At 43.5% G+C, this 26941-nt stretch carries 25 protein-coding genes; 17 read left to right on the top strand and 8 right to left on the bottom strand.

Annotated elements, in window-relative coordinates:
- Both IQ209_RS18805 and IQ209_RS16010 read left to right on the top strand, forming a co-directional pair.
- A partial coding sequence (locus tag IQ209_RS18805; RefSeq protein WP_193852233.1) for a DUF1240 domain-containing protein occupies positions 1-68 on the top strand: 68 nt, incomplete at its 5' end.
- Between the two features lie 114 nt (positions 69-182).
- A complete protein-coding gene (locus IQ209_RS16010) occupies positions 183-878 on the top strand; it encodes a pirin family protein (protein WP_193852231.1) in 696 nt (231 codons plus the stop codon).
- Positions 879-945: 67 nt separating this feature from the next.
- On the opposite strand, the gene pckA is transcribed toward IQ209_RS16010, so the two are convergent.
- From pckA to IQ209_RS15985, 5 genes are all read right to left on the bottom strand, one after another.
- The gene (gene pckA / locus IQ209_RS16005; protein WP_193852230.1) at positions 946-2565 is read right to left on the bottom strand and encodes a phosphoenolpyruvate carboxykinase (ATP); all 1620 of its coding nucleotides are present in this window, start codon (positions 2563-2565) and stop codon (positions 946-948) included.
- A 181-nt stretch (positions 2566-2746) separates the two neighbouring features.
- Complete coding sequence (locus tag IQ209_RS16000) at positions 2747-3679, bottom strand: IS4 family transposase (RefSeq protein WP_193852232.1); 933 nt, start codon at positions 3677-3679, stop codon at positions 2747-2749.
- A gap of 128 nt (positions 3680-3807) precedes the next feature.
- Positions 3808-4680 (bottom strand): Hsp33 family molecular chaperone HslO, encoded by an 873-nt coding sequence (gene hslO, locus IQ209_RS15995; protein WP_193852229.1) that lies wholly within the window; start codon positions 4678-4680, stop codon positions 3808-3810.
- Between the two features lie 81 nt (positions 4681-4761).
- Entirely contained in the window at positions 4762-5181 is a 420-nt protein-coding gene (gene hslR / locus IQ209_RS15990; RefSeq protein WP_193852228.1) for a ribosome-associated heat shock protein Hsp15, read from the bottom strand.
- Positions 5162-7216, bottom strand: a complete 2055-nt coding sequence (locus IQ209_RS15985; protein WP_255528805.1) for an IgaA/UmoB family intracellular growth attenuator — start codon at positions 7214-7216, stop codon at positions 5162-5164. The genes hslR and IQ209_RS15985 overlap by 20 nt, the downstream gene beginning before the upstream one ends.
- A gap of 410 nt (positions 7217-7626) precedes the next feature.
- Here IQ209_RS15985 and nudE point away from each other — a divergent pair, with 410 nt between their 5' ends.
- On the top strand, positions 7627-8178 hold the full coding sequence (nudE, locus tag IQ209_RS15980) for an ADP compounds hydrolase NudE (protein WP_193852226.1): 552 nt from the start codon (positions 7627-7629) through the stop codon (positions 8176-8178).
- A 320-nt stretch (positions 8179-8498) separates the two neighbouring features.
- Here nudE and mrcA read toward each other — a convergent pair whose 3' ends face one another.
- Positions 8499-11030 carry a peptidoglycan glycosyltransferase/peptidoglycan DD-transpeptidase MrcA gene (gene mrcA / locus IQ209_RS15975; RefSeq protein ID WP_193852225.1) on the bottom strand — a complete coding sequence of 844 codons (2532 nt, stop codon included), beginning with the start codon at positions 11028-11030 and terminating at the stop codon, positions 8499-8501.
- A gap of 206 nt (positions 11031-11236) precedes the next feature.
- Between mrcA and pilM the strand changes: the two genes are divergently transcribed.
- The 11 genes from pilM (at position 11237) to trpS (ending at position 20913) form a co-directional block, all read left to right on the top strand.
- Positions 11237-12070: a type IV pilus biogenesis protein PilM gene (pilM, locus tag IQ209_RS15970; protein ID WP_193852224.1), complete on the top strand. Its 834-nt coding sequence runs from the start codon at positions 11237-11239 to the stop codon at positions 12068-12070.
- Complete coding sequence (locus tag IQ209_RS15965; protein WP_193852223.1) at positions 12067-12618, top strand: PilN domain-containing protein; 552 nt, start codon at positions 12067-12069, stop codon at positions 12616-12618. Before pilM ends, IQ209_RS15965 begins: the two co-directional genes overlap by 4 nt.
- Positions 12608-13147 (top strand): hypothetical protein, encoded by a 540-nt coding sequence (locus tag IQ209_RS15960; protein ID WP_193852222.1) that lies wholly within the window; start codon positions 12608-12610, stop codon positions 13145-13147. The genes IQ209_RS15965 and IQ209_RS15960 overlap by 11 nt, the downstream gene beginning before the upstream one ends.
- A complete protein-coding gene (locus IQ209_RS15955) occupies positions 13144-14202 on the top strand; it encodes a secretin N-terminal domain-containing protein (RefSeq protein WP_193852221.1) in 1059 nt (352 codons plus the stop codon). Before IQ209_RS15960 ends, IQ209_RS15955 begins: the two co-directional genes overlap by 4 nt.
- Before the next feature lie 443 nt (positions 14203-14645).
- On the top strand, positions 14646-15167 hold the full coding sequence (aroK, locus tag IQ209_RS15950) for a shikimate kinase AroK (RefSeq protein ID WP_038237472.1): 522 nt from the start codon (positions 14646-14648) through the stop codon (positions 15165-15167).
- A gap of 45 nt (positions 15168-15212) precedes the next feature.
- Entirely contained in the window at positions 15213-16310 is a 1098-nt protein-coding gene (aroB, locus tag IQ209_RS15945) for a 3-dehydroquinate synthase (RefSeq protein ID WP_193852220.1), read from the top strand.
- 259 nt (positions 16311-16569) lie between these two features.
- Entirely contained in the window at positions 16570-17514 is a 945-nt protein-coding gene (locus IQ209_RS15940) for an SPOR domain-containing protein (RefSeq protein WP_193852219.1), read from the top strand.
- Between the two features lie 85 nt (positions 17515-17599).
- Positions 17600-18418: an adenine-specific DNA-methyltransferase gene (gene dam, locus IQ209_RS15935; RefSeq protein ID WP_193852218.1), complete on the top strand. Its 819-nt coding sequence runs from the start codon at positions 17600-17602 to the stop codon at positions 18416-18418.
- A gap of 59 nt (positions 18419-18477) precedes the next feature.
- Positions 18478-19155 carry a ribulose-phosphate 3-epimerase gene (gene rpe, locus IQ209_RS15930; RefSeq protein ID WP_193852217.1) on the top strand — a complete coding sequence of 226 codons (678 nt, stop codon included), beginning with the start codon at positions 18478-18480 and terminating at the stop codon, positions 19153-19155.
- Complete coding sequence (locus IQ209_RS15925; RefSeq protein WP_193852216.1) at positions 19152-19874, top strand: phosphoglycolate phosphatase; 723 nt, start codon at positions 19152-19154, stop codon at positions 19872-19874. The genes rpe and IQ209_RS15925 overlap by 4 nt, the downstream gene beginning before the upstream one ends.
- A 4-nt stretch (positions 19875-19878) precedes the next feature.
- Positions 19879-20913 carry a tryptophan--tRNA ligase gene (trpS, locus tag IQ209_RS15920; protein WP_193852215.1) on the top strand — a complete coding sequence of 345 codons (1035 nt, stop codon included), beginning with the start codon at positions 19879-19881 and terminating at the stop codon, positions 20911-20913.
- 62 nt (positions 20914-20975) lie between these two features.
- Here trpS and yiiM read toward each other — a convergent pair whose 3' ends face one another.
- Both yiiM and sodA read right to left on the bottom strand, forming a co-directional pair.
- Positions 20976-21647: a 6-hydroxyaminopurine reductase gene (gene yiiM, locus IQ209_RS15915; RefSeq protein ID WP_193852214.1), complete on the bottom strand. Its 672-nt coding sequence runs from the start codon at positions 21645-21647 to the stop codon at positions 20976-20978.
- 130 nt (positions 21648-21777) lie between these two features.
- Positions 21778-22404, bottom strand: a complete 627-nt coding sequence (gene sodA, locus IQ209_RS15910) for a superoxide dismutase [Mn] (RefSeq protein ID WP_193852213.1) — start codon at positions 22402-22404, stop codon at positions 21778-21780.
- A gap of 380 nt (positions 22405-22784) precedes the next feature.
- Here sodA and acs point away from each other — a divergent pair, with 380 nt between their 5' ends.
- The 3 genes from acs (at position 22785) to actP (ending at position 26802) form a co-directional block, all read left to right on the top strand.
- Complete coding sequence (acs, locus tag IQ209_RS15905; protein WP_193852212.1) at positions 22785-24740, top strand: acetate--CoA ligase; 1956 nt, start codon at positions 22785-22787, stop codon at positions 24738-24740.
- A gap of 104 nt (positions 24741-24844) precedes the next feature.
- Complete coding sequence (locus IQ209_RS15900) at positions 24845-25156, top strand: DUF485 domain-containing protein (RefSeq protein ID WP_193852211.1); 312 nt, start codon at positions 24845-24847, stop codon at positions 25154-25156.
- The gene (gene actP / locus IQ209_RS15895) at positions 25153-26802 is read left to right on the top strand and encodes a cation/acetate symporter ActP (protein ID WP_193852210.1); all 1650 of its coding nucleotides are present in this window, start codon (positions 25153-25155) and stop codon (positions 26800-26802) included. Before IQ209_RS15900 ends, actP begins: the two co-directional genes overlap by 4 nt.
- The last annotated feature ends 139 nt before the right edge of the window (positions 26803-26941 follow it).

Genomic DNA, 26941 nt, shown 5'->3' with positions numbered 1-26941 from the left:
TTACATGTGATAAATCATCATGGATGGCCCCTAATAAATATGTAAAAGATATATCCCTATGTAAATAGTCAATATGCTATGCTTATTTTTGTTCAAATATTTTGACATTTAAGATTAAATTTCCCGTCTTTTCTATTTCATTCCTTCAACTAAACTATAAAAAAACTTTGAAGGGTTTTGCAATGATCTACTTACGCCAAGCTTCAGAACGGGGCCATGCCAATCACGGCTGGCTGGACAGTTGGCACACTTTTTCATTCGCCAACTATTATGATGCAAATTTCATGGGATTTTCTGCTCTCAGGGTCATTAACGAAGATGTGATTGACGCGGGTCAGGGATTCGGTATGCATCCTCACAAGGATATGGAAATATTGACCTATGTGCTGTCTGGAACGGTGGAACATCAAGACAGCATGGGGAATAAAGGGCAAGTGTCTGCGGGAGAATTCCAGATTATGAGTGCAGGAACAGGCATCCGTCACTCAGAATATAACCCACAGCATGATAGCCAACTGCACCTTTACCAGATCTGGATCATGCCAGAAAAAACAGGACTCACTCCCCGTTATGAACAACACCGTTTTGATACGACCGAAGGTCGCCAATTAATTCTCTCTCCTGATGCCCGTGCTGGTTCCCTAAAAGTTTTTCAGAATATGACATTATGGCGTTGGACATTAAAAAACAGCGAAGAGGGTGAATATAACATGGAAAAAACACGAAACATCTGGATTCAGGTCGTTCGTGGTGAAGTGATAATCAATGGAGCACGAGCTATCACCAACGATGGTGTTGCTATTTGGGATGAATCCCATCTTCAGCTCACTGCAAACCAAGACAGTGAGATCTTACTGTTTGATTTACCACCCAACTGATGTTGAGTCTCGAAAAAGAACTCTACCCAACCGAATAGAGTTCTTTGATCGAAAACTTAAAATTACATTACAGTTTAGGACCTGCTTTCACCAATGCAGCACCCGCAGCGGTATCCGTATATTTATCGAAGTTATCAATAAAGCGCTGAGCCAGATCTTTTGCCTTCACATCCCATTCGGATTTATCGACATAGGTATTGCGTGGATCCAAAATGTGGGTATCTACGCCCGGCAAGGTCGTTGGTACGGCCAAATCAAAAATCGGCAGTTGAATGGTATCCACATCTTCAATATCACCACTGAGAATCGCATCAATAATCGCGCGGGTATCTTTGATGGAAATACGCTTACCCGTGCCATTCCAGCCAGTATTAACCAGATAGGCTTTCGCGCCCGATGACTGCATACGTTTAACCAGAACTTCCGCATATTGCGTCGGATGCAGTGACAGGAATGCCGCGCCAAAGCAAGCAGAGAAAGTAGGTGTAGGCTCTGTCACACCGCGCTCAGTGCCCGCCAATTTTGCCGTGAAGCCAGACAGGAAATGATATTGGGTTTGTTCTGGAGTCAAACGGGAAACCGGAGGCAGTACACCGAAAGCATCTGCGGTCAGGAAAATAACCTTGGTTGCGTGCCCTGCTTTTGAGATCGGTTTAACGATATTTTCAATATGGTAAATCGGGTAAGAAACACGGGTATTTTCTGTTTTGGAACCATCGTTGAAATCAACCGTACCATCCGCCAGTACAGTGACGTTTTCCAACAGGGCATCACGGCGAATAGCGTGATAGATATCCGGCTCAGCCTCTTTGGACAAATTGATAGTTTTCGCGTAGCAGCCACCTTCAAAGTTAAACACGCCGTCATCGTCCCAGCCATGTTCATCATCACCGATTAACTTACGTTTCGGATCAGTGGAAAGCGTGGTTTTCCCTGTCCCAGAAAGACCAAAGAAAATAGCGACATCTCCCGCTTCACCCACGTTGGCGGAACAGTGCATAGAAGCAATACCTTTTAGTGGTAACAGGTAGTTCATCATTGAGAACATCCCTTTTTTCATTTCACCACCGTACCAGGTACCACCGATCAACTGCATACGCTCTGTCAGGTTAAAAGCAACAAAGTTTTCAGAATTCAGCCCCTGCTCTTTCCATTGTGGGTTGGTGCATTTAGCGCCGTTCATCACAATAAAATCAGGTGTGAAGCCAATTAATTCTTGGTCTGACGGGCGGATAAACATATTTTTCACAAAATGTGCCTGCCACGCCACTTCAGTAATAAAACGCACTTTCAAACGCGTATCCGCATTGGCTCCGCAAAAAGCATCAACCACAAACAAACGTTTGCCTGACAGCTGCTGAGTAACCAAACCTTTTAGATGAGACCAGGTTTCCTGACTGAGCGGTTTATTATCGTTCTTTCCTTTGCCCTGATCAGCCCACCATACGGTGTCGCGGGTCACTTCATCGCGGACAATATATTTATCTTTCGGTGAACGCCCCGTGAAAATACCTGTATCTACCGCGACAGCACCAAGGTTAGTCAATGTGCCACGCTCATACCCTTGTAACGTGGGTTGAGTTTCTTCAGAGAATAACAGTTCATAACTTGGGTTATAAACAATTTCACTAACACCGTGAATACCATAAACCGCAAGTTCCTGCTCAGTAATGCCTGTAACGCTCATTTGTTGCTCCTGGTCGGTTATACTTTATCTCTGTGGGGATAATAAATAATTATGACTAATTAACAGCGATTGTTATCAAAAAATTGAAATCACATTATTTTTTTTAAGTTTATATGAGACACAGAACACGGAATGGCAGAATCATTCGTAATAAAAAGGGCGTATATAACCTGTCTCTTGATCACATCTCTAGCTCAAGAGACTGTACAAGCAGGTAACCCTCCAGGATGGTTTGTAATATGAACCATCCTTCCCATAATCTTTCCCATCCTACTCGACCATTACGTTTTGAATCGTACCAACCTGCAAGCTTGCCGAGGTTAATATAGGCCCAGTAGAGGCTTGGGGCTTTCTTCGGTGGCTTCGATTTGTTTTGCTTTGACCACAGTAATTTCCACGCTAGCGGACTCAGGAGCATTTCACAGCAAAGCTTGTCGGGACTTTCTTCTATGCAACGGCTTTGCATAGAGCGAACGACAAAGCGCTGATGATTTGAGACCTTGTAGGTCAGATACTCAATAATATCCGCTTCTCGGTCACAGACCGAGATAACTTTCCGCATGCCAGCACCGAGGCGGGTTTCCATTGCGCGTGAAGCCCGTTCCCATTTATAGCTTTCTTTGTCTTTGTAAGCTCTGCTCGCATGATGTTGACTTTGCCCGTAAGCTTGGAGGTCTCTGGTCCAACGAGTCTGCTCAATAAGCCCAACGACCTGTTGCTTATCAGGCGCAAAGAGCAGAACGGAATGCGCATGCATCCCTCTGGAACGCTTATTGGATGTGGTGTGCCCCATCTCATCTCGAACCGTAGAGTGGGTAAATTCCAGCGAGGTCGTATCTTCAAGTGCGAGCAGGCAATCATAGTGCTTAACCTGCTCAGCGGTGGCGACAAAGCCAGCTTCTGCGATAGCTTGAGGATTAATGGCTTGATTGCGAGCGAAGCGATAAGCAGCTTCGATATCCGCAGGGGATTTTAAAGATTGCACGAGAGACAGTCCTAAATGATTGGCAAGAGAAGAAGTCAGTTTGATCAGGCGCTTAGTGCGGCGACTATCCCCTAAATCAGCATATTGAAAAGTTTCTTTTGCCCATTGCTCAGCATCTGTTGAAAACATCATACGTGACCTCAACGTAGTATTTCTTATTGAGATCAGCTAGGTAGAAAAAGGTTCAAAAAAATCCCTCGATTCAATCGAGGGATTTGTGTAGAAGAGACAGGTATATAACGCCCTATGAAACCTAATTAGTGCAACCGCTCTGTTTTTGTAGCTTTTATTTCGTTGATATCTTTCTCGTCGAAAACATAATGCATGCCGCAAAATTCACATTGCATGTCAATTTTGCCATCGTTGTGCAAAATTTCCTGTAGATCGGCTTCCGATAATGTCACCAGAGTATCAGCACAACGTTGCTGGGAGCAGGTGCAACGGAATTCCACTTGCTGAGGCTCATATAGCGTGACATCTTCTTCATGATAAAGGCGATGCAAAATTTCTTTCGCATCCAGCGTAAACAACTCTTCACCCTTAATGGTTGCAGTCAGTTGCACCAAATGGTCAAGCATCTCTTCGCTGCCTTCCTGTGCCCCAGGCAAGATCTGCAATAACATACCACCTGCTGCTATTTTTCCATCCTGCACCCCAGTACGGATAAACAGGCGAGTTGGTAACTGCTCTGACTGTTTGAAGTATGCATCCAAACACTCTGCCAACGTATTGCCTTCCAGCGCCACAACGCCTTGATAACGCTCACCTGCTGTTGGTGTCACTGTAATGACCATATAACCATTGCCGATCATATCGTGCAGGCTACTTGTGGCATGCACTTCACCATCAATGCGAGCCGTGCCACGCATCTGTTGCAGGTTGTTACCATTAATCACCGCCAGTTTGACCGGCCCATCCCCCTGGATCTGTACCGTGATATCCCCATTGAATTTCAAGGTAGCGGTTAACAGGCTGGTTGCGACCAACAATTCACCCAATAGCTGCTGTACCGGTTGGGGAAAATGATGATTCTCCAGCATCCGTTGGTAAGCTTCACTAACGGAAACAAGTTCCCCCCTGACAGAATGGCTTTCAAATAAAAAGCGGTGTAATTGGTCATGCTTGGTCATAAATCTCTCTCATTTCACTGAGACGGTTGTCCCCTTTGTCTTTCAAATTGCCCGTTTTTATTGGATGCAATTTAAAATCGATTAAGTATTTTCCGACTCATTTAATTTTGCGTTCTTGAATTTTATTAGTGTACGCCGTTCTTTTTTATCTGGACGGCGATCGGGATGCGGCATCGTGAGCGCATTCATTTTACGAGCCAATGCCATTTTTTCCCGATTGATAACGCTCTCCGCCGTTTCCTGATAAAGCTGCTGGGCTTCGGTAGCACTCCGTCTATGACTGCACAATGCCAAGACGATCACCGTTTTTTCATCATTTCCCTGACGCAGTTTAATCTCTGCATTCAATTCAACCAGCTTACTCGGCTTACTCCGTTGCCCATTATAATGAACTTTTCCCCCTTCAATCATTTCACGCGCGATGGAACGGGTTTTATAAAAACGGGCAGCCCACAGCCATTTATCAAGGCGAACAACCTGATCAGTGTCTGAATTCTGCATGGATATTTCTCCCATTAAAACAGTTATCGTAGTATTGGGTAATATGTTGGATACGCCGTCGGTTCTTCTGCTTTTTCTTGATAATCAATATGACGTTGACGATCAACGTTACCAGCAAGATCGCCAGCAGCAGACAACTTCCCAGATAACGAATAACCGACGTGGAATCCGGTTCACGATGCAACATGATATGGCGAGTCCCATTGGGATCTTCTGACAATTTTGTCACAATCCCCTCTGTTTCAAATGGTGTCTTCATCAACAGTTCTAAAAGCCCCTGTAATTCCCGCCACCGATCTAAAGCTGAGTGTTCGTATATGTAGTGTGTTCGCATCGGGTATTCAACTAAGGTTTTCCCCTCATCACTCAGCAATAAAACGCCTCCCGGAGATGGACTGTTGATAAGAATGATCATTCTATCGATCTCGCGATAGATAAATGATGCCGTAGTAGAATCAATCAGTTTTTCCAACGCATCGGCACTGACAGAACGCAGCAATACCTTAGTTCCGTCCAGCTTGCCGCTTTCAGCGGCTTTTAACAATTTGTCCCAATTTTTGGCATTTCCCAAATTGACCAATGCATTTTTCAAACGGTCACAATCAGCATCGTTCTGGCACAACTTTTGTGTTTTCAAAATGATTTGTGAAAAATTATCGAGCATGGTCATGCCTGATTTGGCAATGGCTGCATTCAGGTTAGGATTACTTTTACGTTCAACTGGATGTAATTGCTCACCAACCGCTGTAATCAATGCTGAAGCACTTTCGACAACTTCAGATTCCAGCATAGGTAATGGAATTTCATTATTCCAATAGATACCCACACAATCAAATGGTGCGAATATTGTAATATTCGCTTTGGGCATGATATTGGGGGGAACATAGCACATCCCAACACCTTTGACCTTTAATACATCCCCTTCCTTCAACGGCATATCTTGTAGCTCATGGAAGCTGGTAATGACCTTGGTATTACTACCATATAACCAGGCAAAACTAAGCCGCATGGATAAGTTCACCGGCGGGTAAAAGTAAAGCAACAGCATGACAAATACAGAGAAAACCACCAACAACACATTCTTTCTACTACGCTGATAAGGATAGTGCTTCTCTTCTTCATGCAAAGAGAGATAGCGCCCCTGCCGCACAACATGGCAGTTGGTGTATATGTCAATATCGGTATTCTGATCAAGATCATGGGAAATATAAGGCTCCCAATGTACGGGATAAACCAGATCAATGCCGCCCAGAGAGATATTCTTTCTTTGCTCCGGCTCAAATTCGCTAAATATTCCCCATCGTTTCGGAATGCCAGTGAAACAATGGATATTGACTAATTTTCGACTAGAGGGCAATCGAAAATGTGACCAAAAACTGCCTAAAATAAACAAAAACGCCACCAGCATTAACCACGGCAACATCGGAATGGGCACAAAAAGAGCCACAAACCACAGCGATAAACCAACACACATCAGGATGCTTCCCTGAATGCCCGTTGATTTCCGCAAACGATATTCTTCTAATGTCTCTTTGCGGATATGCAGTAACTTAGCACTCGAATTGCCATTTTTTTGAATGGAGGCCTGTTCGGTTTTTGCCGTTACTCTCGAGATGGACAGATCTTGTTGATAATGTTTCAGAAAGTGGCCATTAATCGCGATGACAAGCGGCATTGATGTGGTTTTAACAATCTCAATCGTATTTTGCTGCTTGATAAATGGCTCAAGCAACACAGGTAAATGTATTTCTGTTTCCCCAAGGTAATAGCGCCAACGATGCTCCCCATCCGTTGCTGTAGAAAAACGGCTAATAGGATGCGTGATGGTATAGATATCATCATGTTTAACAGGCAATACCGGATAATCAGCCCTGTGTCTACTATTTGGTTTCATCAGAAGACGGGCATTTCGCAAGTAAGATTCTATGGCTTGGTATTCATCCGTATCCAGTTTACGGCTGGCAGTTTTAGTCATTGACTGTAGATAACACGCGTTACCAAGCCGCCTCCATCTGAAAATCAGAAAGGAAGCCATTATAATCAGGCTAATGATAAAAATAGCCAATATAATGACCAATAAGCTCATTTTTTCCCCATGCTCATAACAACAGTACAGAGATCAGCAGAATAACAATCTCATGAAACACTCAAAATCAGGCTATTCCTATTCTTGTCTTCTATTTTTAATTTTATTTACAAAAGGTTATATAATTTTTCTCATACCTTTCCATAAACTAACGTCTTTTTGTAAGAGTGAGTAAGATAGCAACAAAAATACATTCAAGCGATAATCGCTATCATTTACTAACATAATCCGCCATATTAAAGCAAAGCTTGAATGCGTAACCATTTCATCACAACACTTAAAAAATACAGTAATATTTAAGTGATTTGGCGCATTATTATTTTTAATTATCCGGTATATGATAACCATCAGGGGCAAGCATGATTGATCTGAAAAAACCTAAGATTCTGAATATAAATGACGTTGCCCGCTCGCGCTTATTCAATATTCAATCTGTTGATCTTGAATTTAGTAATGGTGTAAAACGCGTTTATGAACGAATGAAACCGGCAAATCGTGAAGCAGTTCTAATTATTCCAATTATCGGGGATGAATTAATTCTGATTCACGAATATGCAGTCGGCATCGAACAATATGAATTAGGTTTTCCAAAAGGTGCCATTGATGCTGGCGAGAGTATTTTTGAAGCCGCCAATCGTGAATTGAAGGAAGAAATTGGTTTCGGCGCAGGAAAATTGGAGCTATTGACCAAATTGACAATGGCACCGTCCTATTTTTCCAGCAAGATGAATATCATGATTGCGCATGATCTTTATCCAGAATGTTTGAAAGGAGATGAACCCGAACCACTCGTGCAGAAACGCTGGCCAATCTCTGACATGATGTCACTATTGGAGCATCCCGATTTCAACGAAGCCAGAAATGTCAGTGCCTTATTTTTTGCTCAACGATACCTGCAAGCAAAAAAATAATGGGAAACATTAATTAATGCATTCTTTAAAAACGAGTATGCAATTGATATCCCAATACCCATTTTATACTCGTTTTAAGTAAAATACGGAGATAAAGAATAAACACCTAAACAGAGTAAGGTTTAATTTGATCCATGTAATAATTTTAATGATATTTATGAAAAATAATTCAGTTTATTAAAAATAATAAATACACAAATTAACTACACGTTCAAAATTAATTCGCATCATAATCATCTTCCCCAGTAAATAACAAAAGGCCCCGTCAGTTCCCTGACAAAGCCTTTTTATTTCCGTTATTTTGATTGCAGGAAGATCAATCAGAATAATTCACGGCTTTCACCATTTTCAGTGACTGTCGTACCCACATCAGGTACGGCATATTCCGTCGGCTGAGTGCCATCAATGAAATATTCTTTACGGGTATTGCCCCCACCGTTAGGTAGCTTACCCGTTGCCCGATCAATCGTGACAGACACAATACCAGCAGGAGGTTCCATGAATTTCTCAGGCACCCCTTCCAACGCGGCCTTCATAAAATCATCCCAAATTGGCTGAGCCGTTTTCGCTCCGCCTTCACCTTTTAATGCCGGAGTACGTCCCAAACTTCGGCTATGTTCATCAAAGCCAATCCAGGCTGTTGCCACCATATCTGGGCCATAACCGGAGAACCACGCATCTTTTGAGCTATTGGTCGTCCCGGTTTTGCCACCAATATCACGGCGCTTCAAATCACGGGCAGCACGCCAGCCCGTTCCCATCCAACCTGGCTCACCAAAGATATTGGTATTTAAGGCATCATGAATAAGGAACGCCAACGGTGTACTGATAACGTGGGGAGCATACTGTTGATCATCCACATGAACATTTCCCGATATACTTTCTAACTCCGGTTGAGGCGGTAAAGCTGGATTTTGCGGAACATCAGAATGCGCCACGTTCTCAATGGAATCTTCAGATAATTCGATGGAACGTGCTGTTTCACCATAAATCACCGGAATGTTTTCACATTGTGGACAAGCAAGTTTAGGTTTCGCTTCAAACAACACTTTCCCTTCATCATTTTCAATTTTGCTGATGAAGTAAGGATCAACCAAGTAACCACCATTTGCCATTACGGCATAACCGCGTACTAACTGTAGTGGGGTAAATGAAGGGGAACCCAGAGCCAAAGATTCTGTGCGTACAACGTTTTCACCCGGTAAACCAAAGCGCTTTAAGTAATCAGCCGCATAATCAACTCCCATCGCACGCATGGCTCGAACCATTACTACGTTTTTGGATTGCCCTAACCCCTGACGCAAGCGAATTGGACCATCGTAAGTCGGTGGTGAGTTTTTCGGACGCCAATCCGTTCCAGCTCCAGCATCCCAACGGCTGATTGGTGCATCATTCAGTAATGAAGACAATGTCAGCCCCTTATCCATTGCAGCGGTATACAGGAATGGCTTGATATTGGAACCGACCTGACGCAATGATTGTGTCACACGGTTAAATTTACTCAATTCAAAATCAAATCCACCGACCAACGCTTCTATCGCACCATTCATCGGATTGATGGAAACCAGCGCCGCATTAACGTCAGGAAGTTGAGCCAACCACCAGGTATCATTAACTTTTCTGATCCAAATTTGTTCGCCTGCCCGAATGACCTCATTGACACCACGTGGTACAGCGCCTTGTAAGCTGTCGGTTTTAAATGGACGTGCCCAGCGCACACCTGCCATTGTCAACTCAACTTTGCTACCATCCACCAGCACCACTTGTGCCTGGTGAGTACTGGATTGTGTCACAATGGCCGGTACCAGAGGACCATATTTAGGCAAGGTTTTCAGCTTATCGATAACTTGCGTTTGGCTCCATGCTGGCTGATTGGCTTTCCACAACACTTCCTGAGGACCGCGGTAACCGTGACGGACATCATAGTCAATCACATTAGAACGAACCGCGTTCACAGCCGCTAACTGAGTTTTGCGCGTGATAGTGGTATAGACCTTATAACCATCTGTATAGGCATTTTCACCATATCGATTGATCATTTCCTGACGAGCCATTTCTGTCAGATAAGGCGCAGAAAAAACGATTTGTGGCGCATGATAACGGGCAACCAATTTTTCTTCTCTGGCTTCATCATACTGACGCCGAGTGATATATCCCTCTTCCAGCATCCTTCCCAGTACCACATTGCGGCGGCTGATCGCGCGATCATAAGAATAAAGTGGGTTAAACGTTGAAGGCGCCTTCGGCAAACCGGCGATCATCGCCATCTCACCTAATGTCAACTCGTTGACGTCCTTGCCAAAATAGACATGAGCCGCAGCACCAACACCATAAGCACGATAGCCGAGATAGATCTTGTTGAGATACAACTCCAGGATTTCATCCTTAGTTAATAATTGTTCGATCTTAATCGCCAAAAATGCCTCTTTCGCTTTACGTATCAATGTCTTCTCTCTGCTAAGAAAAAAGTTTCGCGCAAGCTGCTGAGTGATGGTACTCGCCCCTTGGGAAGCATGACCAGAAGTCATTACCACAGAAACAGCACGGATAACCCCGATAGGATCAACACCGTGGTGTTCATAAAAACGACTATCTTCCGTGGCAATAAAGGCTTTCTCCATTAGGGGAGGGATTTCTGACAAGGTAAGGGGTAAACGGCGTTTTTCACCATATTGGGCTATTAATTCGCCATCAGCACTGTACACCTGCATCGGTGTTTGTAACCGGACATCCTTTAGCGTCGCAACATCAGGAAGCTGTGGCTCGATATATTTGTACAAACCAAAAATCGAGGCAACTCCCAATAAAATGCAAACAACAATAAGGATCAAAAAATACTTTATGAACTTCACCTGAAATTTCTCACGCCATGTTAATCGGGCAGTTTATAAACGATCAGTACGTAGTATAAAAGGCTTAGTATAAAGGGATTAGTATAAAGGTTGTACAACACTATATGTACAATAATAGATATCACTTTTACCAATCCCGCTTTCATGTCTCATTAGGTTTTCATTAATTTGATGTTTTCGTTGATAGTAGATAAGGAGATCTCTATATGTATCCACCTAAATGGTATATCGGATTGGATGTCCAAGATCATTACATTCGCGCTCTTGCCGCCATTAAACGCCGTGACGGTTGGCAACTTCGGCATTGCTGGCAATATCACTTATCCAGCGAGATTAGTTCAGGAGGACGGCTACAAAATCCTGAAAAATTACTCCACATTTTAATGCAATGGCGAAAAATATTACCTAAGAATCTTAGCGTAAGATTAGCCCTCCCTGTTCAGCAAACCTTACAGCGCCAGATCGCCTTGCCTGACCATACTGCTTTGCAGGAGCCGGAACTTGGCTGGTTTGTGCACGCCAATGCTGAAAAACAATTTCCTGCCAGTGACCTGGCGTTGGATTATCGTGTTCACGGTCAGCAGATTTGCATTAGTGCAACCCGTCGAAAAGATCTCAACCTCTGGCTGCATCTGTTCGCGGAGATCAATTTATCCCTTGATGCCATTGATATTGCACCCTGTGCATTGCGTTATGTCGCCAAACTTGCGGGAGTGCCTGACGACAGTTGGTTGGTCCACAAACGTATGACAGATTGGCTATGGGTGGCCCCTGCTAACCGACCTTTCGGTTATGGCCTGATAACTTCACAACCGGATTCCCATCTGGCTCAGATCATCAACCAGCTCCCCATGACGCCAGAAACCGAAGATTATGCAATTTATTACAGCGATGAAGAGCAATCGACATCAGTATCAACAAAATCGGCCAATATCTGGCAACTCTTAATGGCATTCCGTCATTATCATCCCCCGCTGCCAGATAAAACGAATGCGTTCATTATTGCCGCAGGTTTAGCGATCAGGCCGAGTGATCAATGATGCATCAAGTCAATTTCTTACCCTGGCGGCAGAAAAGGCTGAAACGCCAGTGCCAAACATGGGGAGCATTACTTTGCTTACAACTTACGTTGTGGACAGCAGTATTGGTGTTTATTTCTACGCTACAAACAAACCAGATGAGACAATATCGCGGACAATTAACGGAAATGACTCACCAATTGGCTCAATTACAACAAAGTATCAGCACAACAAACCAAGCCGTGCAACAGTATCAACAATTGTCACAACAATTACGGAAAAAACGCCTATTCATGGAACAGAATCAACGTTATTTACAACTATTTCGTCAACTTCCTCATTTATTACCAGAGAATAGTTGGCTGACTGCATTTAGTGACGACAGTGGACAATTAATTTTTACCGCCCGCAGTCAAAACTATACCGATATCTCCAATTTGTTGGATAACCTGACTGACGATACTTCGCTTATCAATGTGCAACTAAGAAAAATGACCACGACAGAAGATCATTTCAAGGTTTTTACCATTGATGCAAATTGGTTGATGGGAGAGTCCGATGAGAAATAATTATCTGGAATGGTTTTATCGGCCTGTCTGGCAACAGCTTGTCTTGCAGCAATTGCTCATCATCTCATTGCTGTTGGGGTTCTATTTTTTAATCTGGCAGAAAAATCGGTATGAAATTCATACCCTCCAGAGCAATATTAAGCAGCAGCAACACAATGTGGTTCTATCTCGGCAAAAGCTTACTGAACTGCCATCTCTGCCTGAAACGCAACAGCAGATCCAGCATATGACCACAAACTTTGCTCAAAACGGCCATCTTTCATCCTCAAAAAATAATACGACCATACTCAAACAACTGCATATACCACTAACCCACTCCGGCAGTCAGCTAATGGAGTGGAAAATCCACAAAGAAAATGAACACGTTTTCTGGCATATCATGCTGTCGCTAAATTACGGTCAATTTCTCCATTTCTTAAATGAAATTCAAAAATTGCAGCCACCGTTATTAATCAAGCACATCACAATTACACCTGCCGATGATAACCTAATGGTTCGCATGGTGTTTTCAGATGAGGAGAAATCATGAACCGATATCCTTTGATTCTCCTAATCTGCCTCTTATTCCCCCTATTCGGTTTTACCGGAGGAGAGCCAAATTTTGAAATGGCAATAAGAGATCCGTTCCAGCCTCCGATAATCGAGAATGCAGCTGACTTTTCTCCAGCAGAACAAAATGAGCAAGAACAAGAGATCGAATATCAGGCGATTACTTTGCAATACGCCGATGCAGGGCAAGTGGCAGAACAATTACAGCAAAATCACCCTGCATTACTGACAAAATGGGGAAAGGTTGAACACGATCCCTTAACCAACAGCCTGATTCTGGAAGATAAATTTGATGCCATTACCCGTATTAAAAACTGGCTGAAAGAAGTCGATACCCCACAGCAACAAGTACAGATCACTGCCCATATTGTTACCAGCAGTCAGGAAGCCTTGCATGAATTGGGAATTCACTGGGGAGTAAACGCCGATCCACATAATCAATCACTAGGTCTAAACCGCTTAAATCTACATCAACCCGCTGGCAACCAACGCCATAGGTTGGTACTGAATACCGCCCGCATTCATGCAAACTTACTAGAGCTGGAACTCAGTGCACTAGAGCAGGAAAACCAGCTTGATATCATCGCCAGCCCACGGCTCACAGCGTCACACCAGCAAACAGCCAGTATCAAGCAAGGGTCCGATATTCCCTATATCGTTCAGGACAAGGACAAAACTACCGTTCAATTTAAAGAGGCAGTATTGGGCATGGAAGTGACTCCCCATATTTTAAGGCAGGGAAAAATCCGGCTCGCGCTGAAAATTAGTCAGAATGCGCCCGGTTTTCCCATCAACCAGGGAGGAAATGAAAATTTGTCCATTGATAAACAAGAGATAATAACCCAAGTTACCATTAGAAATGGGGAGACCTTGATTCTCGGAGGGATCTTTCAACAGAAAAAAACCGCCAGTTTACAAAAAGTTCCTTATTTGTCAGATCTTCCCCTATTGGGGGCATTATTTAACCAAAAAGGAGAACAACATAGCCGCCGGGAACTCGTAATTTTTATTACGCCTCAACTGACCGATATTTAACCAATGAAAAATATAATATAAAAATCAATTAATTAATAACATAATTGTGTTTTTTCTGTCAAAACGCCTACCGTTTTTCTTGGTCTGGCCTGTTTATGGATTTGACGCTGAGAGTAATTTAGCATACAAGGATTAACTAATTGAGTGAGCAGATCTAATATCGCAAGCAAGAGTTTATACCCAATAGATGGCAAATTGCAGCAAAACAGCAAGTTGTAGGATGGAAGGTAAATACAATAGGCTCTCAATCGGCCAGCAAAAGCATGAACCCAATGATTCAGTTCGTGCGAAATTTATATAGTTGCAATACAGGCTGATGTGCTGAGATAATTTTCCTATCTGATCTCACATTATCACTCATGAGGTTTCAGTTTAGGTCCCGTGGCTAATCTGATTGGCGGGGCGGGTTATCATTAACAAACAGTCTTAGTAATACCAAAAACATGGCAGAGAAACGCAATATCTTTCTGGTTGGGCCTATGGGTGCCGGCAAAAGCACTATTGGTCGTCAGTTAGCTCAGCAACTCAATATGGAGTTTTACGACTCTGATCAAGAAATTGAGCGACGTACCGGAGCTGACGTGGGCTGGGTATTTGATGTGGAAGGCGAAGAAGGCTTCCGCGATCGCGAAGAAAAAATAATTAACGAACTGACTGAAAAACAAGGCATCGTATTGGCTACTGGAGGGGGTTCTGTTAAATCAAAAGAAACCCGCAATCGCCTGTCTGCCCGTGGTGTGGTCGTCTATTTAGAAACAACCATCGAAAAACAGTTGGCTCGTACCCAGCGCGATAAAAAACGCCCTTTACTTCAAGTTGATGCACCAGCACGAGAAGTTTTAGAGAATTTGGCTGATGAGCGCAATCCTCTTTATGAGGAAATTGCTGACGTGACTATTCGCACAGATGAGCAAAGCGCCAAAGTCGTCGCTAACCAAATCATTGAATTATTGGAAAAAAACTGATTATAGCGAGTCCGCACGGCGGCAAACGATAAGGCGAAAGCTGATATGGAACAAGTGACTGTTACGTTAGGTGAAAGAAGCTATCCAATTACCATAGCCGAAGGGCTATTTTCTGACAGTGAGGCATTCAAGCCCCTGCAAGCAGGTCAACGGGTCATGATAGTGACCAATGAGACGCTTGCTCCCCTGTATCTCGAACAGGTGAAATCCACATTGCAGAGAATGGATCTTCGGGTAAATGAAGTTATCTTGCCTGACGGTGAACAGCACAAATCACTTTTTGTGCTCAATGACATTTTTTCCGCCTTGCTGGAAAATAATCATGGTCGTGACACAACCCTTATCGCCCTTGGTGGTGGTGTAATCGGTGATATGACGGGGTTTGCCGCAGCTAGCTATCAACGCGGTGTTCGTTTCATCCAAGTACCCACCACGCTGCTCTCTCAGGTTGACTCTTCCGTCGGTGGAAAAACAGGAGTCAACCACCCCCTCGGCAAAAATATGATAGGCGCTTTCTACCAGCCAGCTTCGGTTATTGTCGATCTCAATTGCCTGAAAACATTACCTGCTCAAGAGTTATATTCAGGTCTGGCTGAAGTGATTAAATACGGCATTATTCTGGATGGCGAATTCTTTAGCTGGCTTGAAGATAATATTGAGAAATTACTGGCTCTCGACAATCAGGCAATGGCTTATTGCATCCGTCGTTGCTGCGAACTCAAAGCGTTGGTTGTCGCAGCTGATGAACAAGAACGCAGTGGAATGCGAGCACTGTTAAACCTTGGTCATACCTTTGGACATGCAATTGAGGCTGAAATGGGTTATGGCGTCTGGCTGCATGGTCATGCTGTTTCTGCGGGTATGGTGATGGCGGCCAGAACATCTGAACTTGTCGGCACATTCGCAAAACAGGACACCCAACGTATCATCCGCTTGCTAGAACGAGCAAAATTACCTGTCAATGGCCCTGAGGCAATGTCCCCTGATGCCTATTTACCTCATATGATGCGTGACAAAAAAGTTTCTGCCGGGAAACTGCATCTGGTATTACCGACAGCCATTGGGGAAGCAAAACTTCGTTCTGATATTGGGAAAGAAGTTATATTGGATGCCGTTCATCTATCCCAGCCATCCCCCCGCTAGATACACTTACTCTCTAATTAATTCCAACTTATTGCTCTGGCAGTGAATTTTACTGCCAGGCTGAAATTTGGAAGATGAAGGGAATTTCTGGATATGGCAAAATTTGCGCTGATAATAAAAGCTGAATGATGAATTATCCTCTAGCTGTTATGCTATACAATAGCGAGATTATCAAATAAAGCATCATCGGTTTTAGTTAGGTCAGACTGCCAAACCTCTTCAATAACAATTGGCAGAACTATCTCTGTTAGGAGGGCATGTGGACGAATTAAAATCAGAAAACAAACAAAAAACAGAAAGTGAATTAAAGCCTGATACTTCTGATCGCAATCCTCAGCGCTCCAGAAGCCAATTCAATCAACCGAAGCTCGCAATATCCCGCCAACAAATAATGATCGGTGTTGGTATTCTGGTACTTTTGCTTCTGATTATTGCTATCAGCTCTGCATTGAAATCACCCACTGAGCATGAAAAACAACAATCACAGCAAAATGCAGCGGAAAAGAGTATTAACCTTTCTGGTTCTTCTTCACTTTCTACCAATTCCCTTGGCAGCGAGCAAGAAAATCCGTCAGAACCAGCAACTCATGGCGCACGTGAAATCAGCCCGCCACCCATTAATAGTACACCAAGCAAAGATCTTCCTCGCGAAACTGGAACGGGTGGCTACAACCAGCGTATAGAGTTACCTGGTGATATTTCTGATGCTTTGAATCAACAACAAAGCACCATCAATCATTCTGTACAAAACAATCTGACACAACCGCTGGCCAAACCCGCTAAACCAACGGTAACATCACCTGTTGAGCCAAGCAAACCAGAGAAGGTTGTGCCACCCAAAATAGAAAATAAGACCAGAGAAGACAATCACTCCAAAGCAGCTAGTCAACATCAGACCAATAAAAAGCATGTCGCCGATGCGGGTGGTAATCTGCTGAATGCACCCGCAAATCGATTCACACTACAATTGAGTAGTGCCGGCCGTTCTGATACCTTAAGCGCCTTCGCGAGAAAAAATAACCTTACCAATTACAAGGTTTATGAAACTAAACGCGATGGCAAAACATGGTTTATCTTGATCCACGGTAATTACGGTTCTGTTTCTGATGCTAAAAGGGCCATTTCCTCACTGCCTGCTGAAGTTCAGTCTAAAAAGCCTTGGGTCAGAAAACTACAACAAGTTCAGCAAGATCTGAAAAAATAAAACTATTTTGATTAGGCGCTGATATGCTGTCCTAAACAGAGTACAATCTGCGGCTCTGAAATTATTGAATAACTAATTTGACGGCATGAAAAAAAAACGCGCTTTCTTAAAATGGGCCGGTGGAAAATACCCCTTGGTAGATGATATTAAACGTCATCTGCCAGAGGGCGATTGCTTGATTGAGCCATTTGTTGGCGCAGGCTCGGTATTTCTCAATACCGATTATGATTCTTACATTTTGTCAGATATCAATAGCGATCTGATCAATCTGTATAATGCCGTAAAATCTCGCGCGGATGAGTTTATTAATCATGTCCGTCCATTATTTTCATCGGAGTTCAACACTGCCGAAAACTTCTATCGCCTGAGAGAAGAGTTCAACAAAAGCAAAGATCCCTTTCGCCGCAGTATGCTGTTTCTTTACCTGAACCGCCACTGCTATAACGGGCTTTGTCGCTATAATTCACGAGGTGAATTTAACGTGCCTTTTGGCCGCTATAAAAAGCCTTATTTTCCTGAAAATGAGCTTTACTGGTTTGCAGAAAAATCCCAAAAAGCCACGTTCATCAGCCAACATTACGAAATAGCATTAAACAATGCCTCAAAGGGTTCGGTGGTTTATTGTGATCCCCCGTATGCCCCACTTTCGGCTACGGCTAATTTTACCGCCTATCATACAAATAGTTTTAACCTTCTCGATCAGGAAAATCTGGCGAATATCGCCTATCATATCTCGTCTCAAAAAGGCATTCCGGTACTCATATCTAACCATGACACACCGATGACACGGGAATGGTATCATCATGCTTCCCTTTACATTGTTAAAGCCCGCCGGACAATAAGCAGAAATATTCTTGCCCGCAGTAAAGTTGATGAACTTTTGGCGTTATACTGCCAGGAGTGATTGAGGTTTCCAGCCCCTGAAATAACGGGGGATAAAACAATGAATTGGAGAAGATAACAATGAAGAAAGACTTTCTGATTGCCCCATCCATTCTATCCGCAGATTTTGCCCGATTAGGTGAAGATACCGCTAAGGTTTTGGCAGCAGGCGCTGATGTTGTGCACTTTGATGTCATGGATAACCATTACGTGCCAAATTTGACGATTGGTCCAATGGTCTGCCAGGCACTGCGCAACTATGGCATTACTGCGCCAATTGATGTTCACCTAATGGTAAAACCTGTTGATCGCATTATTCCTGATTTTGCCAAGGCTGGTGCAACTTATATCACTTTCCATCCTGAAGCGAGTGAGCATCTCGATCGCACACTGCAACTTATCAAGGAACATGGCTGCAAAGCGGGCTTGGTCTTCAATCCAGCAACCCCGCTTAGCTATCTTGATTATGTATTAGATAAGTTGGATGTGATTCTATTGATGTCTGTTAACCCAGGTTTCGGTGGCCAGTCTTTCATTCCAGAAACACTGAAAAAACTGCGTCAGGTACGTAAAATCATTGATGACAGCGGATATGATATCCGTCTCGAAGTTGATGGGGGTATCAAACCCAATAATATTGCTGAGGCAGCTCAAGCTGGCGCAGATATGTTCGTTGCCGGCTCTGCTATTTTCAGTCAGCCAGATTATAAAGCGGTTATTGATGAGATGCGCCGCAAATTATCGAAGGTAGCATCATGAAAAATGACGTCGTAAAAGGAATTCGTGCCATTGCATTTGATTTGGATGGCACTCTGGTGGACAGTGCTGGCGGTCTGGCGGATGCTTTGGATCAGGCTCTGATGGCCAAAGGCTTACCCGCGGCGGGCAAAGAACGCGTCGCCATCTGGATAGGCAATGGTGCTGATGTCATGGTTGAACGCGCATTAAAGTGGGCTGGAGCAGAACTGTCTGCCGAATCGCATAGCGAAACGCGCAAGCTGTTTGATAAATTTTATGAAACTAGTATAACCACAGGCAGCCAACTGTTTCCCCAGGTAAAAGAGACGTTGGCAGAACTGGCAAAACACCATTTTCCAATGGCGATTGTTACGAATAAACCCACTCCTTTTATTGCTCCATTGCTGGAATCATTAGGTATCAGTGAATACTTTTCATTGGTACTCGGCGGTGACGATGTTAAAGAGAAAAAGCCTCATCCCGCGCCACTCTATCTCACAATGGGGATGTTTGGTTTGCATAAAGAAGAATTGCTTTTTGTTGGCGATTCCCGTAATGATATTTTGGCGGCACAAGCCGCTGGTTGCCCGTGTATTGGCTTAACCTATGGCTATAACTACGGAGAGTCGATAGCATCGAGCGACCCAAATTATGTATTGGACCATTTTTCGGATTTACTCCCAACTATTGGACTATCCACTTTGAACCCATTATCCAGTTTGAAAATACAGGAAGCTTAATAAAATGAATGAACCCACTGCAATGAAGCCAAACTCCCAAAAACCTATTGTATTCAGCGGCGCACAACCCTCCGGTGAATTGACCATCGGTAACTATATGGGGGCGTTACGTCAGTGGGTTAAAATGCAAGATGAATACGATTGCATCTATTGCATCGTTAACCAGCACGCCATTACCGTGCGTCAAGATCCCAATGAACTGAAAAAACGCACGCTGGATACGCTGGCGCTTTACCTTGCCTGTGGTATTGATCCAAAGAAAAGTACCATCTTCGTTCAGTCACATGTTCCACAACATTCCCAGTTAAGCTGGGTGCTAAATTGCTATGCTTATTTCGGTGAACTAAGCCGCATGACTCAGTTCAAGGATAAATCAGCCCGCCATGCAGAAAATATCAATGCTGGCCTGTTTGATTATCCGGTTCTAATGGCTGCTGATATTTTGCTTTATCAGGCCAATCAGATCCCTGTGGGTATTGACCAGAAGCAGCACCTTGAATTAACCCGTGATTTAGCACTGCGCTTTAACGCTTTATACGGCGATATTTTCACTGTTCCAGAGCCATTCATTCCAACAGGTGGCGCCCGCGTGATGTCATTGCAAGATCCGAGCAAGAAAATGTCGAAATCGGATGATAACCGCAATAACGTCATTGCGCTGCTGGAAAACCCTAAATCCGTCGCCAAGAAAATTAAACGCGCGGTTACCGATTCTGACGAACCACCTTGCGTGCGTTATGATCAGGAAAACAAACCCGGCGTTTCCAACTTACTGGATATCCTCGCTGGTGTAACAGGTAAAACTATTCCTGAATTAGAAGCCGAGTTTGAAGGTAAAATGTACGGCCATTTGAAAGGAGCCGTCGCAGATGGGGTAAGTGAAATGCTGACAGGCTTACAGGAACGTTTCCATCATTTCCGTAATGATGAAGCTTTACTTAACCAAATTATGGCAGAAGGTGCGGCCAAGGCTCAGGCTCGCGCTCAGGCAACCTTGGATAAAGTCTATGAAGCGGTAGGCTTGATCGCTCATCCGTAACAGCCGATTCTATATCAATGCCAAAGGGTATCCATTTCCCCCCCTTTGGCATATAAATTCCATTAATTACCCAATAAACGACGATTAAAATCCTCGATTTTTCCATGCAATATGCGCTTTTGCATCGTCAGATTCCAACTGGCAGACAGCCCAGCAGCCCCCATTAAACGACGATACAGCTCTTCATCAAATGGGTTATGAAAAGCAATGGAAATTGCTTCCTTAACAGAAACATCGCTATTACGGCTTAACAGTTTTATCGGTTCACCAGCACTGACCAAACCAGGAGAGATAACTCGATATAACCAACCACATCGCCCATTATTTTGCATCATCGCAGCAAACTCATTGATGTTTGTAATAAAATTGAGTTTATAACATGGAGAACGTGGTTGAGTTACTTGAATCAGAGCTTCACCCCAGTGGAAAATATCACCAATATAGACATTATCTTCTGTCATGCCTTCTGTAGATATATTTTCACCAAACAAGGGAGAGGCAAATAATTCCGCCAATTCAGGAAATTGCCTTTTCCAAAATAGGTAATGCTCACCTGGATAATGGCAAAGCGCACGATCAGTGCCGCCATGAAAGCGAGTTTCCGCTTGTTCATCGCCTTCTAGCCCAAGAGAGGTTAGCTGTAAACGACCATTCACCACCAGTTTATTGATCGCACTGAAACCCAATGTTTCTGATGATGATATTTTGCCTCTATATATTTGTGGATAATACATTCTTTATTCCCTCTCAATGAGCTAGTGAAGATGTACACGTATTATCCAGGCATAATACCAAGATTACAGACAATAAGAATGCGGGGCACAGCAATGACCCGCATTCTTATGAAAAAAATAATAGGAGGGATTATTTCGTTTTTTCTTCGTAACGTTTTGCTGCTTCATCCCAGTTGACTACATGCCAAAATGCTTTGATGTAATCAGGGCGGCGATTTTGATATTTCAGGTAATAAGCGTGCTCCCATACATCCAGACCCACAATCGGGTAACCAGAAGCGCCCGCTATTTCTTCACCCATTAGTGGGCTATCCTGATTAGCTGTTGAAACAACAGCCAGTTTGCCATCTTCTTTCAGTACCAACCACGCCCAGCCAGAACCAAAGCGAGTTGCTGCCGCTTGTTCAAATTTTTCTTTGAAGCTGTCAATACTGCCAAAATCACGCTCAATCGCAGTTTTCAAAACACCATCCAAGACGGTGCCTAATTTTAAACCTTTCCAAAACAAGCTATGGTTTGAGTGACCACCCGCATTGTTACGAATAAAAGTGCGTTTATCAGCTGGAATTTTATCAAGTTGCTGAATAAGTTCATCGATATGAAGTTCGCTTAATTCTGGAAAGGCTTCCAGAGCCGTATTCGTGTTAGTCACATACGTTTGATGGTGTTTAGTATGGTGAATTTCCATCGTTTGTTTATCGAAATGAGGCTCTAGCGCATCATAGGAGTAAGGTAGAGAAGGCAATGAATGGCTCATATCATATCTCCAGTTGTTTAGAATTTAGAATATATAAAGCTCACACCTTGTGAACAACATGATTATTATAGTGAACTGAACAATAATGAAAATGATTATCAATTCCATGTTATCTCTATGGTTTCCTTTATACATTCACGTTTCATGCCTTCCCATAGATAAAAATATCAATAATAAACCTAAATAACAGAATATAAATCCAATTAAAATAATAAACTCATTACTTAGTCTTGCTTAAAGAGACAGCATTAAATGATCATTCCATAAAATTCCTTCTCTTTATTGCGTGATCTTCCGCGCAAAAAAGAAACAAAATTTCTTCTTGCACTTTAGTTAACCTTGTTTTGACATAGTATTAACAATTGCAAGGAGATAAAAATATGACTCAAATAATCAAGCATCTTATTCCTGCTGATATTGCAGATACGGCCCTGATAAGCAAGCAACAGTACCTACATGACTATCAAAGGTCATTGCAAGACCCAGAAGGCTTCTGGGGTGAAAAAGGTAACGTAGTTGACTGGATTAGGCCCTACACCAAGGTCAAAAATACCTCTTTCGATCCTGGGCATATCAGCATCCGCTGGTTTGAAGATGGCACCCTGAACTTAAGTGCCAACTGTCTTGATCGCCATTTGCAAGAGCGTGGTGATCAAACTGCCATTATATGGGAAGGAGATAATCCCGCAGAATCCCGCCATGTTACCTATCGAGAATTACATCATGACGTCTGCCAATTTGCTAATGTGTTGAAAAAACTGGGGATCAAAAAAGGCGATGTTGTTGCTATCTATATGCCAATGGTGCCAGAAGCCGCCGTCGCAATGTTGGCCTGTGCCCGTATCGGAGCGATCCATTCCGTCATTTTTGGTGGCTTCTCTCCTGATGCCATCGCTGGCCGAGTTATCGATTGCAACGCTAAGCTCGTGGTTACCGCAGATGAAGGCTTGCGAGCAGGCCGCACAATCCCATTGAAAAAAAATGTCGATGAGGCGCTGAACCATTCTGACGTTACTAGTGTGACTAATGTGGTTGTTTTCAGACGTACCGGAAATACCAAAAACTGGAATGACAATCGTGACTTATGGTGGCACGAACTGACCGAAAGTGTGAGTGCTGAGTGTCCCGCTGAAGAAATAGGTGCCGAAGATCCATTATTCATTCTTTATACTTCAGGCTCTACCGGTAAACCTAAAGGTGTCCTGCATACGACTGGCGGTTATTTAGTCTACGCATCTTTAACGTTTAAATACACGTTTGATTACCGACCAGGGGAAATTTACTGGTGTACAGCCGACATTGGTTGGGTAACAGGGCATAGCTACCTGCTATATGGGCCTCTGTCTTGTGGTGCCACGACTTTAATGTTTGAAGGTGTCCCCAACTATCCCGAAGTTAACCGTCTTTGTCAGGTGGTTGATAAGCATAAAGTGAATATTCTTTATACTGCACCAACCGCCATCAGAGCATTAATGGCCGAAGGTGACAAAGCCATAGAAGGCACTAAACGTACGTCATTGCGCATTATGGGCTCTGTGGGCGAGCCCATTAACCCAGAAGCATGGGAATGGTACTACCAAAAAATAGGCAACAGTAAATGTCCTATTGTAGATACATGGTGGCAAACCGAAACCGGTGGATTCATGATCACACCATTACCAGGCGCTACCGATCTCAAAGCAGGCTCCGCCACTCTGCCGTTTTTTGGTATTAGTCCAGCCTTAGTTGATAATTCCGGTGAAATTTTAGAGGGCGTGAGTGAAGGCAATCTCGTTATCACTGATTCCTGGCCAGCACAGGCACGAACGTTATATGGCGATCATGAGCGTTTTGAACAGACTTATTTTTCCACTTTCAAAGGAATGTATTTCAGTGGTGATGGTGCTCGACGTGATGAAGATGGCTATTACTGGATCACTGGCCGTGTTGATGATGTTCTGAATATTTCAGGCCATCGTTTGGGAACCGCAGAAATTGAATCAGCCTTAGTTGCATACCCCAAAATCGCCGAAGCTGCCGTTGTGGGTATCCCGCATCATATCAAAGGACAAGCTATTTACGCCTATGTCACGCTAGTGCATGGTGAAGAACCTTCTCCTGAGCTGTATACCGCAGTCAGAGATTGGGTTCGTAAAGAAATCGGCCCAATTGCAACACCTGATATCCTTCATTGGACAGACTCTCTGCCCAAAACGCGTTCTGGAAAGATTATGCGGCGTATTTTGCGCAAAATTGCTTCTGGTGATACTAGCAATTTAGGAGATACCTCCACGCTGGCCGATCCGGGTGTTGTTGAAAAACTGCTGGAAGAAAAACAATCCATCAATATGTCGTAAAACATATGTGCCGCCGTAAGGCGGCCTAAATAACGTATCACCAAAAGTGCGGAGCCGTATCTGGGCTTAAGGTGTGGCGTTTAAAATCAACAGGAGATACTCCAATGAGTGACGGCATTTATCAAGAGATTGAAAATAATCCCCGCTTTAAGGAGTTAGTTAAGAAGCGAGGACGTTTTGCCTGGCTGTTATCCATCATTATGTTAGTGCTTTATGTTGGTTTTATTTTCCTTATTGCTTTTGCGCCTGAATGGCTTGGGACACCACTTCATGAAAACACCAGTATGACACGGGGAATTCCTGTAGGAGTGGGGATCATCTTCATATCTTTCATACTGACTGGAATTTATGTAATCAGGGCGAATGGTGAATTTGATCGTCTGACGTCAACTATTCTCAACGAGGTGAGAAAATGAAAAAAACCGTATTACTATTTTCTTCCCTCTTTCCTATCCTAGCCCAAGCAAATACCATTTCAGGTAATGTAGAGAAACAACCCTTGAATATTCAGGCAATTATTATGTTCCTGTTATTCGTCGGGTTAACGCTTGGTATTACCTACTGGGCTTCAAAGCGGACTATTTCACGCTCAGATTATTATACCGCGGGTGGTCGTATTACTGGATTCCAGAATGGTATGGCAATAGCGGGTGACTATATGTCAGCCGCCTCGTTTCTGGGAATTTCAGCGTTAGTTTATACCTCTGGCTATGATGGGCTGATCTATTCCATTGGCTTTCTTGTTGGCTGGCCAATTATTCTCTTCCTCATTGCCGAAAGATTAAGAAATTTGGGACGTTACACCTTTGCTGATGTCGCTTCTTATCGGCTGAAGCAGCGCCCCATCCGTATCTTATCCGCAATGGGTTCGTTAGTTGTTGTTGCGCTATATCTAATAGCTCAGATGGTCGGAGCTGGAAAACTGATCGAGTTGCTATTCGGATTAAATTATTACATCGCTGTTGTCTTAGTCGGTATTTTGATGGTGCTTTATGTCTTATTTGGCGGAATGCTGGCGACAACATGGGTTCAGATTATTAAAGCAATTCTGTTGCTAGCAGGGGCAACATTCATGGCTCTGATGGTCATGAAAGCAGTTAATTTTAATTTTCATACCCTATTTAAAGAGGCCATTGCGGTACATTCTCTTGGGCCTGCCATCATGAGCCCCGGAGGATTGGTATCAGATCCTATTTCTGCACTCTCTTTAGGATTGGCATTGATGTTCGGCACCGCGGGATTGCCCCATATTGTCATGCGGTTTTTTACCGTCAGTGATGCGAAAGAAGCCCGTAAAAGTGTTTTCTATGCAACGGGCTTTATTGGCTATTTTTATATCCTGACGTTTATTATCGGATTTGGTGCAATTTTATTGGTCAGTGCCAACCCTGCATTCAAAGACACAACCGGTGCATTAATTGGTGGTACAAATATGGCTGCTGTCCATCTGGCAAACGCCGTTGGCGGTGATTTTTTCCTTGGTTTTATCTCTGCCGTTGCTTTTGCCACTATTTTAGCTGTAGTAGCCGGGTTAACATTAGCAGGCGCTTCCGCAGTATCCCATGATCTCTATGCCAATGTGATTAAACAGGGACAAGCTAATGAGCGAGATGAGCTAAAAGTCTCAAAAATTACCGTCGTTATTTTGGGATTAGTTGCTATTGGCTTGGGTATTTTATTCGAAAAACAAAACATTGCCTTTATGGTCGGTTTGGCTTTCTCCATTGCTGCAAGTTGTAATTTCCCCATTATTTTACTGTCAATGTACTGGAGCAAGCTGACTACTCGTGGAGCGTTAGTTGGCGGATGGTTGGGGTTACTGACAGCAGTTGTATTAATGATCCTGGGTCCTACGATCTGGGTTAGTATTCTTGGTCATGAGAAACCTATTTATCCTTATGAATATCCAGCACTGTTTTCAATGTTTATCGCATTTATCGGAGCTTGGTTATTTTCAATGACCGATACTTCGGCACAAGGAATGCAGGAAAGGGAAATGTTTCGCAATCAGTTTATCCGTTCGCAAACAGGTATTGGTATCGAACAAGGAAAAGTGCATTAACTTATAGTTAATTGTTTCGATTTTGCCCAAACGCAAAAAAGCCATCCGGGGACGGATGGCTTCTCTGACTAATTGAATGTCTGGCAGTGTCCTACTCTCACATGGGGAGACCCCACACTACCATCGGCGCTACGGCGTT

The sequence above is a fragment of the Xenorhabdus sp. BG5 genome (assembly GCF_015163665.1).
In the GTDB taxonomy this organism is placed as follows: Bacteria; Pseudomonadota; Gammaproteobacteria; order Enterobacterales; family Enterobacteriaceae; genus Xenorhabdus.
This window is presented reverse-complemented; position numbering and strand designations above follow the sequence as displayed.

What these genes read in the sequence shown, in the direction of transcription:
- IQ209_RS15955 (WP_193852221.1), top strand. Translation starts at nt 13,144, where the DNA reads ATGAACCGATATCCTTTGATTCTCCTAATCTGCCTCTTATTCCCCCTA.
- dam (WP_193852218.1), top strand. Translation starts at nt 17,600, where the DNA reads ATGAAAAAAAAACGCGCTTTCTTAAAATGGGCCGGTGGAAAATACCCC.
- hslO (WP_193852229.1), bottom strand. Translation starts at nt 4,680, where the DNA reads ATGACCAAGCATGACCAATTACACCGCTTTTTATTTGAAAGCCATTCT.
- pckA (WP_193852230.1), bottom strand. Translation starts at nt 2,565, where the DNA reads ATGAGCGTTACAGGCATTACTGAGCAGGAACTTGCGGTTTATGGTATT.
- IQ209_RS16000 (WP_193852232.1), bottom strand. Translation starts at nt 3,679, where the DNA reads ATGTTTTCAACAGATGCTGAGCAATGGGCAAAAGAAACTTTTCAATAT.
- nudE (WP_193852226.1), top strand. Translation starts at nt 7,627, where the DNA reads ATGATTGATCTGAAAAAACCTAAGATTCTGAATATAAATGACGTTGCC.
- pilM (WP_193852224.1), top strand. Translation starts at nt 11,237, where the DNA reads ATGTATCCACCTAAATGGTATATCGGATTGGATGTCCAAGATCATTAC.
- IQ209_RS15925 (WP_193852216.1), top strand. Translation starts at nt 19,152, where the DNA reads ATGAAAAATGACGTCGTAAAAGGAATTCGTGCCATTGCATTTGATTTG.
- yiiM (WP_193852214.1), bottom strand. Translation starts at nt 21,647, where the DNA reads ATGTATTATCCACAAATATATAGAGGCAAAATATCATCATCAGAAACA.
- IQ209_RS15985 (WP_255528805.1), bottom strand. Translation starts at nt 7,216, where the DNA reads ATGGCTTCCTTTCTGATTTTCAGATGGAGGCGGCTTGGTAACGCGTGT.
- IQ209_RS15965 (WP_193852223.1), top strand. Translation starts at nt 12,067, where the DNA reads ATGATGCATCAAGTCAATTTCTTACCCTGGCGGCAGAAAAGGCTGAAA.
- aroK (WP_038237472.1), top strand. Translation starts at nt 14,646, where the DNA reads ATGGCAGAGAAACGCAATATCTTTCTGGTTGGGCCTATGGGTGCCGGC.
- IQ209_RS15960 (WP_193852222.1), top strand. Translation starts at nt 12,608, where the DNA reads ATGAGAAATAATTATCTGGAATGGTTTTATCGGCCTGTCTGGCAACAG.
- IQ209_RS16010 (WP_193852231.1), top strand. Translation starts at nt 183, where the DNA reads ATGATCTACTTACGCCAAGCTTCAGAACGGGGCCATGCCAATCACGGC.
- rpe (WP_193852217.1), top strand. Translation starts at nt 18,478, where the DNA reads ATGAAGAAAGACTTTCTGATTGCCCCATCCATTCTATCCGCAGATTTT.
- trpS (WP_193852215.1), top strand. Translation starts at nt 19,879, where the DNA reads ATGAATGAACCCACTGCAATGAAGCCAAACTCCCAAAAACCTATTGTA.
- actP (WP_193852210.1), top strand. Translation starts at nt 25,153, where the DNA reads ATGAAAAAAACCGTATTACTATTTTCTTCCCTCTTTCCTATCCTAGCC.
- acs (WP_193852212.1), top strand. Translation starts at nt 22,785, where the DNA reads ATGACTCAAATAATCAAGCATCTTATTCCTGCTGATATTGCAGATACG.
- IQ209_RS15900 (WP_193852211.1), top strand. Translation starts at nt 24,845, where the DNA reads ATGAGTGACGGCATTTATCAAGAGATTGAAAATAATCCCCGCTTTAAG.
- sodA (WP_193852213.1), bottom strand. Translation starts at nt 22,404, where the DNA reads ATGAGCCATTCATTGCCTTCTCTACCTTACTCCTATGATGCGCTAGAG.
- hslR (WP_193852228.1), bottom strand. Translation starts at nt 5,181, where the DNA reads ATGCAGAATTCAGACACTGATCAGGTTGTTCGCCTTGATAAATGGCTG.
- aroB (WP_193852220.1), top strand. Translation starts at nt 15,213, where the DNA reads ATGGAACAAGTGACTGTTACGTTAGGTGAAAGAAGCTATCCAATTACC.